At 61.6% G+C, this 16,729-nt stretch carries 15 protein-coding genes; 10 read left to right on the forward strand and 5 right to left on the reverse strand.

Going from position 1 to position 16,729, the window contains the following annotated elements; genetic code table 11:
* Window positions 1-26: 26 nt before the first annotated feature.
* Both HU760_RS17595 and HU760_RS17600 read left to right on the forward strand, forming a co-directional pair.
* Window positions 27-935: a LysR substrate-binding domain-containing protein gene (locus tag HU760_RS17595; protein WP_186679485.1), complete on the forward strand. Its 909-nt coding sequence runs from the start codon at window positions 27-29 to the stop codon at window positions 933-935.
* 145 nt (window positions 936-1,080) lie between these two features.
* Window positions 1,081-2,718 (forward strand): restriction endonuclease, encoded by a 1,638-nt coding sequence (locus HU760_RS17600; protein ID WP_186679487.1) that lies wholly within the window; start codon window positions 1,081-1,083, stop codon window positions 2,716-2,718.
* Window positions 2,719-2,994: 276 nt separating this feature from the next.
* On the opposite strand, the gene HU760_RS17605 is transcribed toward HU760_RS17600, so the two are convergent.
* The 4 genes from HU760_RS17605 to HU760_RS17620 form a co-directional block, all read right to left on the reverse strand.
* The gene (locus tag HU760_RS17605; RefSeq protein ID WP_186679491.1) at window positions 2,995-3,453 is read right to left on the reverse strand and encodes a GyrI-like domain-containing protein; all 459 of its coding nucleotides are present in this window, start codon (window positions 3,451-3,453) and stop codon (window positions 2,995-2,997) included.
* Between the two features lie 79 nt (window positions 3,454-3,532).
* Window positions 3,533-3,997 carry a GNAT family N-acetyltransferase gene (locus tag HU760_RS17610; protein WP_189665593.1) on the reverse strand — a complete coding sequence of 155 codons (465 nt, stop codon included), beginning with the start codon at window positions 3,995-3,997 and terminating at the stop codon, window positions 3,533-3,535.
* Between the two features lie 538 nt (window positions 3,998-4,535).
* Window positions 4,536-5,165, reverse strand: coding sequence for a DsbA family oxidoreductase (locus tag HU760_RS17615; RefSeq protein WP_186679496.1), 630 nt, complete (start codon window positions 5,163-5,165; stop codon window positions 4,536-4,538).
* Between the two features lie 96 nt (window positions 5,166-5,261).
* Window positions 5,262-6,164, reverse strand: a complete 903-nt coding sequence (locus HU760_RS17620; protein WP_186679498.1) for a LysR family transcriptional regulator — start codon at window positions 6,162-6,164, stop codon at window positions 5,262-5,264.
* Window positions 6,165-6,438: 274 nt separating this feature from the next.
* Here HU760_RS17620 and HU760_RS17625 point away from each other — a divergent pair, with 274 nt between their 5' ends.
* The 5 genes from HU760_RS17625 (at window position 6,439) to HU760_RS17645 (ending at window position 12,668) form a co-directional block, all read left to right on the forward strand.
* On the forward strand, window positions 6,439-7,707 hold the full coding sequence (locus HU760_RS17625; RefSeq protein ID WP_186679500.1) for a cytochrome c: 1,269 nt from the start codon (window positions 6,439-6,441) through the stop codon (window positions 7,705-7,707).
* On the forward strand, window positions 7,704-8,186 hold the full coding sequence (locus HU760_RS17630; protein WP_186679502.1) for a (2Fe-2S)-binding protein: 483 nt from the start codon (window positions 7,704-7,706) through the stop codon (window positions 8,184-8,186). Before HU760_RS17625 ends, HU760_RS17630 begins: the two co-directional genes overlap by 4 nt.
* Window positions 8,170-10,392 (forward strand): xanthine dehydrogenase family protein molybdopterin-binding subunit, encoded by a 2,223-nt coding sequence (locus tag HU760_RS17635; RefSeq protein WP_186679506.1) that lies wholly within the window; start codon window positions 8,170-8,172, stop codon window positions 10,390-10,392. The genes HU760_RS17630 and HU760_RS17635 overlap by 17 nt, the downstream gene beginning before the upstream one ends.
* A 42-nt stretch (window positions 10,393-10,434) precedes the next feature.
* The gene (locus HU760_RS17640) at window positions 10,435-11,403 is read left to right on the forward strand and encodes an XdhC family protein (protein ID WP_186679508.1); all 969 of its coding nucleotides are present in this window, start codon (window positions 10,435-10,437) and stop codon (window positions 11,401-11,403) included.
* A gap of 152 nt (window positions 11,404-11,555) precedes the next feature.
* Window positions 11,556-12,668, forward strand: coding sequence for an alkene reductase (locus HU760_RS17645; RefSeq protein ID WP_186679509.1), 1,113 nt, complete (start codon window positions 11,556-11,558; stop codon window positions 12,666-12,668).
* A 75-nt stretch (window positions 12,669-12,743) separates the two neighbouring features.
* On the opposite strand, the gene HU760_RS17650 is transcribed toward HU760_RS17645, so the two are convergent.
* The gene (locus HU760_RS17650; protein WP_186679511.1) at window positions 12,744-13,202 is read right to left on the reverse strand and encodes a tautomerase family protein; all 459 of its coding nucleotides are present in this window, start codon (window positions 13,200-13,202) and stop codon (window positions 12,744-12,746) included.
* Window positions 13,203-13,298: 96 nt separating this feature from the next.
* On the opposite strand from HU760_RS17650, the gene HU760_RS17655 reads away from it, so the two are divergent.
* The 3 genes from HU760_RS17655 to HU760_RS17665 all read left to right on the forward strand — a co-directional run bounded on the left by HU760_RS17655 (window position 13,299) and on the right by HU760_RS17665 (window position 16,609).
* Window positions 13,299-14,264, forward strand: a complete 966-nt coding sequence (locus HU760_RS17655) for a GlxA family transcriptional regulator (RefSeq protein WP_186679514.1) — start codon at window positions 13,299-13,301, stop codon at window positions 14,262-14,264.
* 181 nt (window positions 14,265-14,445) lie between these two features.
* The gene (locus tag HU760_RS17660; protein ID WP_186679517.1) at window positions 14,446-15,564 is read left to right on the forward strand and encodes a nitrilase-related carbon-nitrogen hydrolase; all 1,119 of its coding nucleotides are present in this window, start codon (window positions 14,446-14,448) and stop codon (window positions 15,562-15,564) included.
* Window positions 15,565-15,568: 4 nt separating this feature from the next.
* Window positions 15,569-16,609 carry an AraC family transcriptional regulator gene (locus HU760_RS17665; RefSeq protein WP_186679519.1) on the forward strand — a complete coding sequence of 347 codons (1,041 nt, stop codon included), beginning with the start codon at window positions 15,569-15,571 and terminating at the stop codon, window positions 16,607-16,609.
* Window positions 16,610-16,729: the final 120 nt, after the last annotated feature.

Raw genomic sequence — 16,729 nt, forward strand, 5'->3', positions numbered from 1 at the left:
AACATTAACAACTAAAGATTGAGGATATGGACAAGCTTAAAAGCATGGCGGCGTTCGTAGCAGCAGCTGAGTCAGACTCCTTCTCGGCAGCCGCCGCCGTGTTAGGCGTGACGCCGCAGCTGATTGCCAAACAGGTCAGCAATCTGGAATCTCAGCTAGGCCTTAAACTGATCACCCGCACCACTCGCCGACAAAGCCTGACCGCCGTGGGCAGGGACTATTACTTGCGCTGCAAGGCTATCCTGAGCGACGTTGAAGACGCCGATGAGCTGGCGCAGTCAGCAAGCTCGACACCGCGCGGAAAAATCCGCATCAGCGCGCCCTATAATTACGGCTCTCATCGACTCATCCCGTTCCTGACCCAATACCTGACGCGATACCCGGAAACGGAAATCGAGTTGGAGTTGACCGACAGGTTCGTGAATATCGTAGAAGAGGGATTCGAAGTCGTGTTTCGGTTGGGCAAACCCCAACTGGGCGACAGCGCGGCATTGGTGCAACGCGGCTTGAGGCCTTTCAGGATGTTTGCTTGCGCATCTCCCGCTTATCTGGCACGCAAAGGCACCCCGCTCCATCCCGAACAACTCGTGGACCATGATTGCCTGGGCTATCTGTTCTCCGATCGAATGACGGACAAACTCTGGCGATTCACCAAAGACAGGCAGACGTTTACGATCCCCATTGCGAGTCGACTGAACGTCAATAACACCCTGGCCAAGGTGAACGCCGCATTAGCGGATTTCGGCATCACGCTGTGCGTCGAGGACGTACTGATGCCTTACGTGCAACGGGGCGAACTGGTCGTACTCTTCGAGGAATTCGAAGGGCCCACGTATCCTGTCAATCTGATCTACCCCTTGGACCGTCGCCCCTCCGCAAAGCTCAGGCACTTCATAGACGAGGTTGTTGCTGCATTGGGTTCGCCGCAGGCTTAACGGAACAGGGCTGGTTGCGGATGACCGCTAACGACCCAAAGCGGCCCTTTAACCACCGACCCCCAAACGACGGTGCGAACCGTTTAAGACCATGTCCACCTCTGCTTTCCTTTTGATACCATCACGCCATCAGCAAGGGGGACATATGGCCAAGCGGAGCGGGTTCGAAAAGGTGATCCGAGCAATTGCTCGGGAGACAGCCAAGCAGCAGAGGTTGAACGAGTCTGAACGCCGCGCGGCACTGCGTGCCTCTGAACGTGCTGAACGCCAGCGGCTTAGGGCACATGCTATACGCGAGCGTGACCAGGCGCGATATGATCGCCAGTCGGAACGAGCCGCTAAGCAAAACTACATAGCGTTTCGTGAACAAGAAGTTCGTGACGCAAACGCGACCATTCGGTCCTGGGTAGACGGATTGCAAGCCATTTTGTCATCAACGCTGATGGTTGATGACACCATCACATTCGACTCGCTTCGCATCACTGAGAATCCACCCCAATTTGCACCAGCCAAGTCTTTGACAACAGTCATTGAAGGACCAGCACTGGAATTTTTCACCTCGAAGGTCCCCCCATTACCTTGGTATCTTTCGTTCATACCAAGGTTTAAAGCTAGACATGCTGAGCACTTGAAAGCCGCTAAAGAAAATTTTCAACTAAGTCAGGACGAGCATAAAACTCGGAATATTAAACGTCTTGAAACTCTCAAAAGCGCGCGAGAGGCCTATGAACGTGGCGTGTCTGAATTCCTCGAAAAAAAGGCTCTCCGCGACTCCGAAGTAGATGCGTTCCGCTATTCCTACTATGATGGAGATCCCGAGTCAATTGTTGCCTATTGCAGTATGGTTCTGGAGAAGTCCGATTATCCAGAAGGGTTCCCCCAAAATTTTTCTTTGGTGTTCCTGCCTGAATCGAAACAGCTAGTTATTGAATATGAGCTACCTACCTCGGACATCATTCCGGAAGTGGCCGAGTATCGTTATATAAAATCGAAAGATGAGGTCTCCACTAAGCAGCGCAAGCCAGCTGAGATCAAATCTCTCTATGCGGATCTCATCGCAAGTCTCACACTGAGGTGCCTCCATGAGCTTTTCGAGGCAGACCAAGGCGAGTTCATAGAGGTCTGCTGCTTCAATGGTTATGTGGATACCATTGATCCCGCAACGGGCCGCGGAGTGCAACCACATCTCGTTTCTGTCCGCACTACACGTGAAACATTCATGGAGATTGATCTTGCCCGTGTCGATCGTGCCGTGTGTCTGCGGAATCTCGGAGCGCATGTTTCCCGGTCTCCAAGTGAAGCGCATCCGGTTAGACCGATCATTGAATTCAATATGGTCGATAAGCGTTTTGTAGATCAGCAGGATCTCGCTTCGCATCTTACTTCTGCAACGAATCTCATGGATCTAAACCCCTACGAGTTTGAAGCATTGGTGGCCAACTTATTCGAAAAAATGGGTTTAGAATCAAAATTAACGAGATCATCGCGCGACGGAGGAGTCGATTGCATTGCTTATGATCCTCGCCCTGTATTAGGCGGCAAGGTAGTTATTCAAGCAAAGCGATACAAACATACAGTTGGTGTTTCAGCCGTTAGGGACCTTTATGGCACTATGATGAATGAAGGTGCCAATAAGGGGATTTTGGTTACAACAAGCGGGTACGGTCCAGACGCGTTTGAGTTCGCTAAGGACAAGCCCATCGAACTCATCGAAGGCGGAGGACTGCTTTTCCTCCTCCAAGAGATTGGAGTTGAAGCGCGAATTCTAATGCCCGTGGATTAGCCTCAAGACTTTGCCCCGGATAGGAGCATCCGGTTCAAATTCCTTAAGGCCAACTCAATGAGTCGTAGCTAAGTATGCTTCAAGCTGAAAACCGCCTAGTTGCGCAAGCAAATTCGAACGGCTGCTTTGGGTCGAAAGCGGCCTCTCGCGGACGGCAGCAATCGGCCAAATGCGTTCGTTCCGTATTTATGACGTTAAGAGCGGTTCAGGGTTCTGGCACCTGAACAGTTCAATCAATAGGTTCACAAGGAAGGGTCTAGGCATTCTTTGCCATGCTCAGACGATGCCGAATTGGAGTTCTATGTGATTATCTAGTGAATCTGGTCCCTGCCAGTTGTGATAGACCTCTCGGCTTTCGTCGGTTAGTCTACAGCCGGCTGCACGAGCCCCTTCGAAGAGCTTCGCATAACCATGGGAAAAGAGGTCACTGAGTGGCCCTCGGTAATCTTCATAGATGCAATGTAACGCCGGTAGCAGTTGATAGCGAACCCCTTCGATCTGCTCTTCGAAGTCACCCTCTACTGGCAGGCAGAATTCTATCCGAAAACGGTCGTTGGAATTGTTAGGCATCTTGTGGGAAACGAAAATCCATGGACCGACGACCTCAAGCCCCAGATCTTCGGCCGCGCTAATAATCTCCGCACAACATACTGACGCTTGGTCAGCAATTTCCGAGATGGATAGCTCGCGTCCGATGAAAAGTACCCGCTGAGAGGCGATGCTTTTCTCCTTCATCTATAACTCCTGTTTGTCAGGCACCCGTTGGGGATGGCTCTGCGAAGTTGCAGGGGCGACACGGCGCCCCTGCCTTTGATCACGTAGACATCCGTCGCATGATCAACTCGCCATCAATGACTTCACCGGTCTCGACAAAGCCTTCAGAAGCATAGAGACGTCGCGCGCCGATGTTCTCGGGGTCAACACCAAGGGCGACGCCAGGTCCTCCAGGCAAGGTGTGGAGATGTGCCATGAGCGCTCGTAGGGCAGCACGCCCGTAACCGCGGCCCTGGTGGTTGCGGTCAATCATCAGGCGGTAGATCCAGCGGCTGTTCTCATCCGGATCGAGGGCGTGCATCAGGAAACCGACTAGCTCACCAGTCTGCATGGCCCGTATGGCCAACGGCTCACACCACGGGCTATCGGCAGCCTGTTCCAGCGATTCGGCATTGCTGGCTATAAAATCACTTTGGTCGTCGCGTACCCGTAGGGCGCGGCAGAGTGCTTCTTCCTCTGGCGAGCTGAGGCTAACAAGAAACACCGGTGGGCAAAGATTGGACATGTTTGATTCTCCGCGGGGCAAAAGGGGCCCCTTCAGGATTTCGTTGACGGTTTATTAGCAGACACATCATTGAAAACCGGGTCATAGGGCACCTCCTTGTTTCGCGGATGGAAAAACATTCGGCTGATCCTGCCGAGCGATCGCATACTAATAGGCAGCTCGTGAATCACGCAAGGACTACATCGCGTGCTGAACACAGTCCAAACGCAAAACTGCTCGCCCCCTAGGCTCTGTGTGAAAAGCCTTGATACTCGGTGATGCTGCGTTGAAAACAGCCTCGGAATGCTCATTTACAACCCGTAAACTCCGCTTCCTCGGCTGTTTTCGCCTTGCCTGACCTTCGTCTCAAGACTTTTCACACAGAACCTAGCAACCATTTACCGAGAGCGACTTACAACCTGCCGACTAATTCAGCCAGGACGGTTACCCTGGAGGCATTTGCGCAGAAGCGACGCAAAGCCTGACTGCAATCCCTAACCGTGCAACAAAGATTGCAAAACTGGGCCATACCCTGTCCTTGATTGCCTTGATGGCCATTTCATTCTTGCTGAGCGCCGAAGAAGCCAAGCATCGGCGCCAGAACACTCGGTGTCTGCGCACCGAATACCACCGTACCGTTGATGCGCAAAGATGGAATCACACGCCCCGCCCACGCCGCAGCCGTGGCTTCGCTGGCCTGCAATTCCTCACTGAACGTGTCGCTGTGCATGAATTGCACGACTTCGCTCAAAGCTACTCGCTCTCGCAGCAGCAGCTGTTTCAGGACTGCCGGATCGCCGATGTCCTGGCCATGGCAATACAAGGCTTCGAAGACACTTTCCACAAAGTGATGAGCGGGTTTCCCGCTACGCTGCAGCCACAGTACAGCGGCAAGCGCGGGGCGCGTGTCGGGCAGGCGGACGATCTGGCTGAACGCCGGTTCAATGCCAAGCTGGCGCATTTCCGCAGCCACCAGGGATTGCTGGATCAGCGCCTGGGTGCCAAAGCGACGTTCAAGAAAGTCGTGGTAGGCCATGCCAGCGGCGGCACGGCTCAATGGCGAGCGGCAGGGTTGAAAGGTGACGTTAAATGGTTGCCCGACCTGGCTCATCGCGAGCGCAAGCCGACGCTGCGCTACCCAGCTCCAAGGGTCAAGAAAGTCGAACGCCAGGAGCGGGGGAATGTGCATGGTCCAGGCCCAGAGTAAGGTAGTTCAGCCCAGCGTACGGCGTCAGCTGCACAGGCAGAAGCCACACAGCACGCAATAGAGCGTTGCGCAATGTCGCTAGGCAACACTGACCAGCTCTTTCATGAAATGCGCAAAGGCCCTGATACGCGTCGAGGCGCGATTGATCGGCAGGTAGACGATATTGATCGAGGCATTGACTGATACCGGGTTCACTTCATATTCAGGCAGCAAGCGGGTGAGCCGGCCCTGTTGCACATCCTCGGCAACCAGCCAGTCGGCCAGCAGCGCAACGCCCTGCCCGGCGACCGCTGCCTGCCTGAGAATGTCGGCATTGTTGCTCTGCATCCGGCCCTGCACCGCGACGGGCACTGTCTCGTCAGCCACCTCGAACAGCCAGTCGCGCATCGGCCCGCCGTAATCGAAGCGCATGCAGGAATGCCGGGTGAGTTCGCTCGGTTGCGTCGGCGCACCGTGCCGCTGCAGATAGGCCGGGCTGGCCACCAGCCAACGCTGGAAATGACCGATGGTGGTGCAGATCACGTCCTCGCTGGAGACCGTCGACCCCAGGCGCACGGTCAGGTCGATACGGTCCTTGTAAAGGTCCACGCGCTCGTCGCTGAGGTTGAGGCTGACCTCCAGCTCCGGATGGCTCGCCAGAAAACGCCCCAGGTGGGGGGAAATCAAGCGTCGGCCGAACTCCACCGGCACGCTGACCCGCAGCTTGCCCTTCGCTTCGCTGCCCCTGTCGGTGACCATGCCATCGGCTGCAGCGAGCGCATCGAGAATGCCCACCGCGTTGTCGAAATAGGCTTGGCCCAGGTCGGTCAGGCGGTTCTGGCGGGTGCTGCGGGTAATGAGCGTGGTGCCCAGTTCCGCCTCCAATGCTGCAACCTGCCGCGCCACGGACGATGTTGCCACGCCAAGCTTGCGGGCTGCGGCGGAATAGCCACCGCAACGTACCGTCTCTACGAACATGCTCAAGGCGAGAAACTTGTCCATTGGCCGACCCTGTCGAAGATATCCATGAGGGAAGCTGGCGGCATCACCAGTCGAGGTTGCATCAGCCTGCAGCATAGCCACCTGCCTGGCCTGGGGATTGAACAGGCGTGCTCTCGGACACGCGCGGCCAGCCTTGCGTGATGAGCAAAGCTGCCTTGCGCGAGCGCCCCATACCCGCACCAGCCGTGGTCCTTTAGGCTCGCCCTCAACTGATCGGCATCCGGCAATACCGGGAGTTGCTGGTTGCCAATGGTGAAGAACGAGGTGGGTATCGATGTCGCACAGGAAGCGTTGGGCATTGGCAGCGATGGCGCTGGGCGTGGGCGGGCTAGCCGCAGCGCTCGGGTTGATGTGGCGACCGGCCATCGACCCGATCGAGCGGCCGATGGTGTTCGAACCCGCGCAGATCGCGCGCGGTGCCCAGGTAGTCACCGCCGGCGACTGCGCGGTTTGCCATACGCGTCCTGGTGGCAAGTACCTCGCGGGCGGCCTGCCACTGGTGACACCGTTTGGCACGCTGTACAGCACCAACATCACGCCTGATGCCCAGACCGGTATCGGCAAGTGGCCACTCGAAGCGTTCCAGCGCGCCATGCGCGACGGGATTTCCCGCGATGGGCATTTCCTCTACCCGGCCTTCCCCTACACGCATTACCGGCTGCTCGACGATCAGGACCTGGCGGACGCCTATGCCTACCTGATGAGCGGGCCACCGGCGTACGCGCCTGCAACCCCCAACCGCATGAAGTTCCCGATGAACCTTCGCCCGCTGGTCGCGGGCTGGAACCTGCTGTTCCTGCATTCAGCGCCGTTCGCACCGACAGCGCAGGCATCGGCGCAGTGGGACCGTGGCCGCTACCTGGTAGAAGGCGCGGGCCACTGCGGCGGATGCCATACCCCGTTGAACCTGCTGGGTGCCGAGAAAGCGGGCCAGGCGCTTGCCGGTGGCGTGGTTGACGGCTGGGCGGCTCCTTCCCTGCTCGGCCTGGCCAGTCGCGAAACACCCTGGACCCAAGCCCAGCTGGTGGACTACCTGCAAGCCAAGGTCGTCGACGGCCATGGCACTGCGGCCGGCCCCATGCGTCCGGTCAGCCAGGAACTCGCGCGGCTGCCTCGGGCCGACGTCGACGCCATGGCGGAGTACCTGCTGAGTTTGCCGGCGCCCCCTCATCCACCAGCCACGCTCGAAACGAAGGCGGCGGCCACGGCCGACTCGACCCGCCTCGGCGGTGATCTGTTCCAGGCCGCATGCGCGGGTTGCCACGGCGCGGCCGCCCCGATGCGCAGTATCGACGGCAGGCCAGCGTTGACCGCGACGTCCTCGGTGCAAGCCCCGGCGCCACGCAACTTCATCAAGACGGTACTGGAAGGCATTGCCCCCACACCCGGTGAGCCCGGCCCGGCGATGCCGCCCTTCGCGGTCAGCCTGAACGACCAGCAGCTCGCCGCCCTGGCGGCCTTCGTCCGTGGCCAAGCCGCCCCGGATCGGCCGTGGAGGGATTTGCATTCGACTATTCAGGCTCTGCGCGAGGAGACCCCATGAGCAACGTGAACCTTACAGTCAACGGCAAGTTGCATAGCCTGGATATCGATCCGGACATGCCGCTGCTCTATGCCTTGCGCAACCACCTGGAACTCAACGGCGCCAAGTATGGCTGCGGGCTGGGCCAGTGCGGCGCCTGCACCGTCATCGTCGACGACCAGCCGGTATTCTCCTGCGTGACCCCGTGTGCAGGCATGCAAGGCCGCAACGTGCGGACCGTGGAGAGCCTGGGCACACCTGAACGGCCAGGCCCGCTGCAACAAGCCTTCATCGATACCCAGGCCGCACAGTGCGGCTACTGCATCGCCGGGATGATCATGCGCGCCCAAGCCTTGCTGGAGCAGAATCCGCGGCCCGACGCAGCCACCATCCGCGCGCACATGGCCAGCAACCTGTGTCGCTGCGGCACGCATCTGCGAATCATCGAAGCGATCACCCGCGTCGTCGAAAACGGTGGCCTCCATGTCGTCCACAACTGAATTCGGTCGCCGCGCCTTCCTGCAGGGCGGCAGCCTGCTGATGGCATTCGCGCTGATGCCGGCCGCGCGCAAGGCGCTGGCCGATACCGAGGTGGATACCCTCGGTACTGTCGTGCTCGCCCCGGATCTGCCCGGCAGCTTGCGCACCAACCCTTACCTCGACGCGTGGATCAAGGTCGGCGTCGAAGGCATCACCGTGTATACCGGTAAAGTGGAGTTGGGCACCGGGGTAAAGACCGCGCTGTTGCAGATCGCGGCCGAGCGGCTGGACGTCTCGCCGGCGGCGGTCACTTTCCTCACGGCGGACACGGCGCTGACGCCGAACGAAGGCTACACGGCCGGCAGCCATACCATCTTCGACAGCGGCACGGCGCTGTTCAATGCCGCCGCGCAGGTGCGGCAGATGCTGATGGAGTCGGCCGCCAGGCGCTGGGGCGTGGAAGTGTCGTCGCTGCAGACAGGCGGTGCGATGATCACGGCCCCGTCCGGCGCCCGCATGAGCTATGCCGAGGCAGTAGCGGGCGTGGACCTGCATCAATATGCCAAGGCCAGCTCGCCGGACATTTCACCTGAGCAGTTCAAGCTCATCGGCCACGCCATCCCGCGCCTGGATATTCCGGCCAAGGTCAGTGGGGGCGCGGCGTTCGTGCAGGACATGCGCTTGCCGGGCATGCTCCATGCCCGGGTGATCCGGCCACCGCGGCCGGGCTGCACGCTCACCGGTTTCGATAAACAGGCGATTGAACGCCTGCCGGGCATCGTCAAGGTGGTCGAGGACGGCAACTATCTCGCCGTGGTGGCCAGGGATGAATGGCAGGCCATCAAGGCCATGCGGGCGGGCTACGCGGCGGCAACGTGGACCACTGGCGAGGTGATTCCGGACCAGGCCGTCATCCACCAGCTGCTGCCCAAGCTGCAATCCAGGCGCTACCCCATCCAGCACGAAGGCCAGCCGACGCCTTCAAGTGGCAAGACCTATCGGGCGCGTGTCACCAAACAGTACCTGATGCACGGTTCCATCGGCCCCTCCTGTTCGCTGGCCTGGTTCAAGGACGGTAGGTTGACCGTCTGGACCCATACCCAAGGTGTGTTCCCGCTGCGTGCGGGCATCGCCGAAATGCTCGGCCTGCCGCTGGCGGCCGTGCGCTGCATCCACGCCGAAGGTTCCGGATGCTACGGCCACAACGGTGCCGATGACGCCGCAGCCGACGCGGCGCTCATCGCCATGCGAGTACCAGGCCTGCCGGTGCGCGTGCAATGGATGCGCGAACAGGAAAACCTGTGGGAACCGTACAGCTCGGCCATGCTCACCGAACTGGAAGCCGGCCTGGACAGCAGCGGCCGCATCAACCACTGGAAGTACCAGCTATGGACCACGCCGCATAACGAGCGCATCACCAACGCCGGCCGCCTGGTGCCCGCGCGCATGCTCGCCCGTCCGTTCGCCTCGGCACCCTCGGTACCGATTGCCCACCCAGAAGGGGATGGCGACCGCAACGCGATCCCGCTGTACCAAACCGGCGCAAGCGACATCGACATGCACTTCATCAGCGAAATGCCGTTCCGCACTTCGGCAATGCGCTCGCTGGGTGCCCATATCAATGTGTTTGCCATCGAGGCCTGCCTGGACGAACTGGCGGCGCAGGCAGGCGTGGATGCCGTCGAGTTCCGCCTCAGCCACCTCACCGACCCGAGGGCCCGCGCCGTGGTCGAACGGGCCCGCGATGAATTCGCTTGGCCACGGCGTTCGTCTGCACCCGGCACGGGCATCGGCCTGGGCTTCGCCCGCTACAAGAACATCATGGGCTACTGCGCGGTGGCAGTGGAAATCCAGGTGCATCCGCAAACCGGCGAGATCGCGATTCAGCGGGTGGTCACGGCGGTGGACGTCGGGCAGATCGTCAATCCCGATGGGCTGCGCAACCAGGTCGAGGGCGGCATCGTCCAGTCGAGCAGCTGGACGCTCTACGAGGCGGTCAGTTATGACCCCGGCGGGGTACGCAGCTATGACTGGAGTGGCTATCCGATCCTGCGCTTCCCGCAACTGCCGAAACACGTGGAAGTGCACCTGATCGACCAGCCTGGCCAACCCTTCCTCGGTGCAGCCGAAATCGTCCAGGGCCCGATGGCCGCAGCCCTGGGTAACGCAGTGGCGGATGCCACCGGCCAGCGCCGGCTGGCGCTACCGCTGGCCCGCAAGGCATGAACCGGCGGCGCTTGAATCTGTGTCTTGCAAAGGTAACGGCAGATGCAACATCTTGATGTAACGGTCCTGGAGCAGGCGCTGGCCTGGGCAGACCAGGGACACAGCGTGTGGCTATGCACGGTCCTTTCCACCTTCGGTTCGGCACCGCGCGCGCCTGGCGCAATGCTGGTGGCCATCCAGTCCGGTGCGCACAGCGGCTCGTTGTCCGGCGGCTGCGTCGAGGAGGCATTTCTCGAAGCGCTCAGCCATGGCGAGCATGCCGCACCGGCACAGGTTATCTGCTACGGCGCCAGTGCCGAGGAGCGCAGTCGCCTGCAGTTGCCGTGTGGCGGTAGCCTGGACGTACTGGTCGAGCACAGGCGCCCGAGCGCCGAATGGCGCACCCACCTGCGCCAGTTGCTCGACGCTCTGCGCGGTCAACGTCGGCTGACCCGGGTGATTGACCTGGAAGGCGGCCTGTTCAGCACCCGCAGCCGCACCGACGGCAGCGACACCGTAGTGCGCAGCGGAAGCCGCCTGGAGATCGCCCTGGGCCCGGCACTGCGCTTGCTGCTGGCAGGCCTGTCACCGGTTGCCGAGGCCTGTGCACAGTTCGCCCGGGCCCTGGGCTTTGAAGTCATCGCTTGCGACCCCCGAGAAGAAGTGGCCACGCTGGTGCTGGAGGGCGTGACGGTGCTTCCGCTACTGCCGTCGATCTACATCGCCAACGGCGGTTGCCACGAAGCGACGGCGGTCGTTGCGCTGACCCATGATCCTAGAATCGACGACCTCGCATTGATGGAGGCCGTGCACACGCCTGCCTTCTACATCGGTGCCATGGGCTCGAAACGGACCTCGGAAAGACGCGCGGAGCGATTGCGCCGGATCGGCGGCTTGTTGCCTGCGGATGTCGATCGGCTGCACATGCCCATCGGCCTGGATATCGGCTCCAGGACCCCCGCCGAAATTGCATTGTCGGTCATGGCTGATGTGCTGCGGGTTTACCGAGGTAAAGCGCGAACGGCGCTTTGAAGGTTCCCGGGCTTTGCGAGTTGCGCAATGCACTTGCCCCGGTTGTGCTGATTATCAGTCTGGGCGCCGGACATTAACCTGACTCCAGCAAACAGCCGCGCTATCGCTGCACTTGCCAACCGCATTCAAACCACTTGCAAAGGAACTGAGTAATGGCCCGTCATCTGTTCAATCCCATTCGCGTGGGCGCCTTGCAACTGCCACACCGTATTGCCATGGCGCCACTGACCCGCTCCCGTGCGGGCCAACCCGGCGATATCCCGACGGCAATGGCAGCGGAATATTATGCCCAGCGCGCCAGCGCAGCGTTGATCATCACCGAAGCCACGCAAATCTCCCGGCAGGGGCAAGGTTATGCATGGACGCCCGGCATCTACACAGCTGAACAGGTCGCAGCCTGGAAGCAGGTGAGCGACAAGGTGCACGCACAGGGCGGCCGCATCTTCATGCAGTTGTGGCACGTCGGCCGCGTTTCGCACCCCAGCTTCCAGCCTGACCATGGCCTGCCCGTGGCACCGAGTGCGATCGCGGCGCCCGGCAAGACGTTCATCGTCGACCACGACGGCAATGGCGTGTGGGGTGATGTACCGGTCCCGCGCGCCCTGGAAGTCGAAGAGATCGCGGCGATCATCGATGATTACCGCAATGCAGCACTCAATGCCATGGCGGCTGGCATGGATGGCGTCGAGATCCACGCCGGCAACGGCTACCTGCTCGACCAGTTCATCAACAGCAACAGCAACCGGCGCAGCGACCCTTACGGCGGCTCGTACCAGAATCGGGCCCGCCTGCTGCTGGCGGTGGTCCAGGCCGTGGCGCAAGAGATCGGCGCAGATCGCGTCGGTGTGCGCCTCACCCCGATGGGGCGGTTCATGGGTATGGGCGATGACACCCCCTTCGAAACCTTCAGTCACATCGTCAAGTCGCTGAACCGCTACGGCCTGGCCTACCTGCACCTGGTCGAGCCTGCGGTTGTCGGCACCGTCAAGGACGAGAACTTCGACCCGCGCTGGGACGAGATCATCTTGCAGCTGCGCGATGCCTGGGAAGGTGTCCTGGTGATCGCAGGCGGGTATGACGCAGCCTCTGCCGAAAAAGCGATTGCCGAAGGCCGTGCCGACGTGGTGGCTTTCGGCCGACCGTTCCTGGCCAACCCGGACTTGCCACGCCGCATCCGCGATGGCCTGGAGCTCAACACACCCGACCCTGCAACCTTCTTCGGTGGCAACGAACGAGGCTACATCGACTATCCAGCCCACCCATGAGCGGGCCGTGCAGACTGGCTGGCCCAGCCAGTCGAACGCGGCGGTCCAGGCTTCAGACGCGCATTGGCGCGATGCTCATGGCTGCCGGGTGCATGCGAGAAGATGGCCGTAACCGGCAGCGCGGGTGAAATCGGCAAGATGCCAGAGGTTGCCGTTGGCGCCCCAGGTGCCATCGGCGATGTCGACCAGCTGTATCGAGGTCATCAGCATGCGCCCGTCATCCTGCCTCACGCAGTGTTCGATGGCCTGGTGCAGGCCCTGGACATAATCCTTGCGCATCTGTGCATCAAGGACCCCGGCAGGCACCTTTACCGTGACGATGCAGGGGATGGCCTGGGCGTGCATGTTCACCCCGCCACACAGCCAGTCAGCGCCACGCACCTCCTCGATGAGCACCCAGCACAGGCTGCGCTGCGGTAGCGCGCTGCCGATGTGTTCGTGCGCAATGGCAGCCTCGCTGACGTGTTTCAGCAGCTGTTCGCGTTGCGGCTCGTTGAAAGCCCCGGCAGGTACCTTGATCAGAATGTTGGGCATGGCGCAAACCTTGATGATGAATGGAAACGCCATTAGGCCTGTCACCCGCTTCACGCAGAAGTGTCTGATCCGTCCCGTTTCGAGCATAATCCGACAATGTACGATTTCACCATCCTGGTCACGCCGGGGGCATTCGCGACGAGCGTGGCTGCCACCCTGGATATCCTCGCCAGCGCCGCCACCGTCAGTGAGCGGCTCGGCTTCGCTGCACCACGCTGGCGGGTGTGCGGCCCGCAACCGGGGCCGGTTGCGCTGGGCCATGGCCTGCAACTGCCAGTGCAACCGCTCGAAGCGAGCGCCGAGGACCATTCCTGCTGGGTCATACCGGGCATCGGCGTCAGCGACATCGAGCTGCTCGAGCATCGCCTCGCGGAGCCATGGATAGCCCCCTTTCTCGCTGCGCTGCGCAGTCACACCGCCAACGGCAAGGAAATAGCCGCGTCGTGCTCGGCGGTGTTTCTGCTGCAGGCTGCCGGGCTGCTGGACGGCCGGCGGGTGACCACCTCCTGGTGGCTGGCAGCGCATCTGCAGCAACTGGCACCCGGCTGCCACGTGGACCCGGACTTCATGGTGCTGACCGATCATCCGGTGACCACGGCAGGGGCTGCCTTCGCGCAAACCGACCTGATGCTGCAGCTGCTACGTCGGCGCCTTTCACCTGAAATCGCCGACGCGGTGGGCAAAGCGCTGCTGCTCGATCGCCGGCAACTGCAGGCACCTTTCGTCATCCCTGCCGTGCTGGCGCAAGGTAATGCGCTGATCTCACGCCTGACTGCCGAGATCGACAATTCGCTGCCTGAACCGGCCAGCGTCAAGGCGCTGGCTGCAAGCGTCGGCATGTCCGAGCGGACCCTGTCGCGTCATGTGCACAAGGCAACGGGGCACTCCACCCGGCAGCTGATTCAGCGGGTACAGTTGCACAAGGCCCGGGCACTGCTCGAGTCTGGCGAGCATTCCGTCGAAGCGGTCGCGGCGCAGGTCGGCTACCAGGACGCCACGGCACTGCGGCGCCTGATGCGACGCCTGCTCAACGCCACCCCGCGACAATTGCGCCAGCGCTGACCAGGCACAGCGCTGGACGCTCATGATTGGTAGTAGAGAATACTCATGAGCACACGGTAGCTTTGGTATGATCCAGACGCGATTTTGCAGATACAGTCTGCAAACGATTCCAAATGAACAGGGCCGCACTATGTCCTTGATCTGCACTGCCGGCTCATTTTTAGGTGAAAGCTGAAGTTTGATGCGAAAACTCCTGGCAAGCACCCTGGCGCTGGTGATGGCCGCCGCACTCTGTGGCTACGGTTTCTGGACCCAGCAGCGCCCGGAGGGCCATTACCTGTCCGACCTGCGCATCGAACTGGCGCTGAACCATGGCGTGCCCGGTGAGCATGGCAACCTGCTCGGCGTCGAACCGCTGCTCTACCCAGGCGACTACCAGAACCTGCAACGCCTGCACAGAAAGCTCGCAGCCTACCTGGAGCAGGCCCGAGCCCATGGCCTGGTGGGCCCGCGCACGGTGGTGGTGCTGCCCGAGCACATCGGTACCTGGCTGTGGGCGCGCGGCGAAAAGAACGAGCTGTATCAGGTCACGCAAAGCCGTGAAGCCCTGCAATGGCTGGAGCTGAGCAACCCGCTGCGCTATGGCCTGGCCATGCTCGGTGCTGACGGCGACGACCGCCGCGCCGATGCCCATTTGCGCATGAAAGCCGAACAGATGGCCACGGACTATCAGCAGCTGTTCGGCGGCCTGGCCAAGGAATTCAACGTGACCCTGGTAGCCGGTTCGATCGTGCTGCCCGCCCCCTATGTGAAGCAGGGCGTACTGCATGCCGGCAGCGGCCCGCTGTTCAACAGCAGCATGGTGTTCGCCGGCGACGGCTCGCTGCTGGGCCAGCCCCAGCGTCAACAGTTCCCCGACAGCGAAATGCGCCGCTATGTCCACGATGGCCGCCAGCAGCCTTTGCAGGTGGTGCAAACCCCTGCCGGGCGCCTGGGCGTACTGGTGGGCAGCGACAGCTGGTACCCGGAAAACCACCAGCAACTGGCCCGCCAGGCAGTAGAACTGATCGCCAACCCGGTATTCCTCAGCGGCAAGGGCAGTTGGCAGGCACCCTGGCGTGGCAATCGCCATCAGGATGCCAGCGCCAGGCTGCCCTTGCAGCGCGGCGAAGTCAGCGAACAGGCTGCCTGGCAGCACCTGACCGAGGCCGCCGGGGCCAATGTCAGCAGCATGAGCGTGTTCATGCGCGGGCAGTTCTGGGAACAGGGCAGCGACGGCCAGGGCTTTGCCCGCCAGGCCGGCGAACTGCTGGCGGGAACACCCAGCCCCGGCGCCCGCCTGCTGAACCTGTGGCTGTAGGCCGATGGCCCGCCCCCGTGTGCGCCTGGGCGACCTTTCGGTCGGCTTTGTCCAGCCGCTGAGCGAGGCCCTGCGCGAGCTTGGCCACGACCCTGAGCCGCTGTTGCAGCGCTATGGCCTGGATGCGGCACGCCTGGGCGAGGCCAATGCACGCTTGTCGATACCGCGCTACATGCACCTGGGCCACGCCGCCATCGAACTGTGCGGCGAGCCTGCGCTGGGCCTGCACATGGGGCGCCTGAGCCGCCTGGCGCATGCCGGGCTGGCCGGGGTCACGGCGGCCCAGGCCCCCTCCGTGGGCGAGGCGGCACGCACCCTGCTGCGCTTCGAGCCGCTGTATGCGGCCAACTACCGTGGCCATTCCAGTTTCCATGAAGATGCCCATGGCGCCTGGCTGCGCTTCTACTCGATCAGCCCCTACAACGCCTACAACCGCTTTGTCGTCGATTCCCTGCTCGCGGGCTGGCTGGCCCAGTTGAGCGACCTTGCCGGCACACCGGTGCAGGCCGAACGCCTGGAAATCGAATTTGCCGCCCCCGCCTACGCCGAGCGTTACCAGCCGTTGTGCGGCACACCTGTGCAATTTGCCGCCGAACGCAATCAATTGCGCCTGAGCCGCGCCACGCTGCAGTTGGCCAACCCCCGACACTGCCCAAGCACCTGGCAGCACCTGTTGCAGTTGTGCGAGGCGGAGATGCTGCAACGCACGCGCGTACGCAGCCTGGGTGAGCGCATCACCCACCTGCTGGGCCCGTTGCTCAATGGCGGTCGCGAACCGGACCTGGAAGAAGTGGCGCTGCACCTGCAACTGCCGACCTGGACCTTGCGCCGCAAGCTGGCCGAGGAAGGTACGCGTTTTCGCGACCTGCTCAACGAAACACGGCGCGACCTGGCCGAGACCTACATCCGCGATACGGAACTGGCCTTCGGCGAGATCGCCTATCTGTTGGGGTTTGCATCGGCCGAGGCCTTCCAGCGCGCTTTCAAGCGCTGGACGGGCCTTACGCCGGGGGAGTTCCGCCGCAGCCAGCGGCGGGTGGGCTAGAGCTCGGTGGCGTCGTCGGCCGGTTCCAGGGGGTCCAGTTCATAGGCCTGGAATTCGAGCAGTTCTTCCTGGTATTCATCCATGCCCTGCGTCCTCTTTTCTCACGATCTTTATCGGTGT

It is taken from the genome of Pseudomonas oryzicola (assembly GCF_014269185.2).
Classification (GTDB): Bacteria; Pseudomonadota; Gammaproteobacteria; order Pseudomonadales; family Pseudomonadaceae; genus Aquipseudomonas; species Aquipseudomonas oryzicola.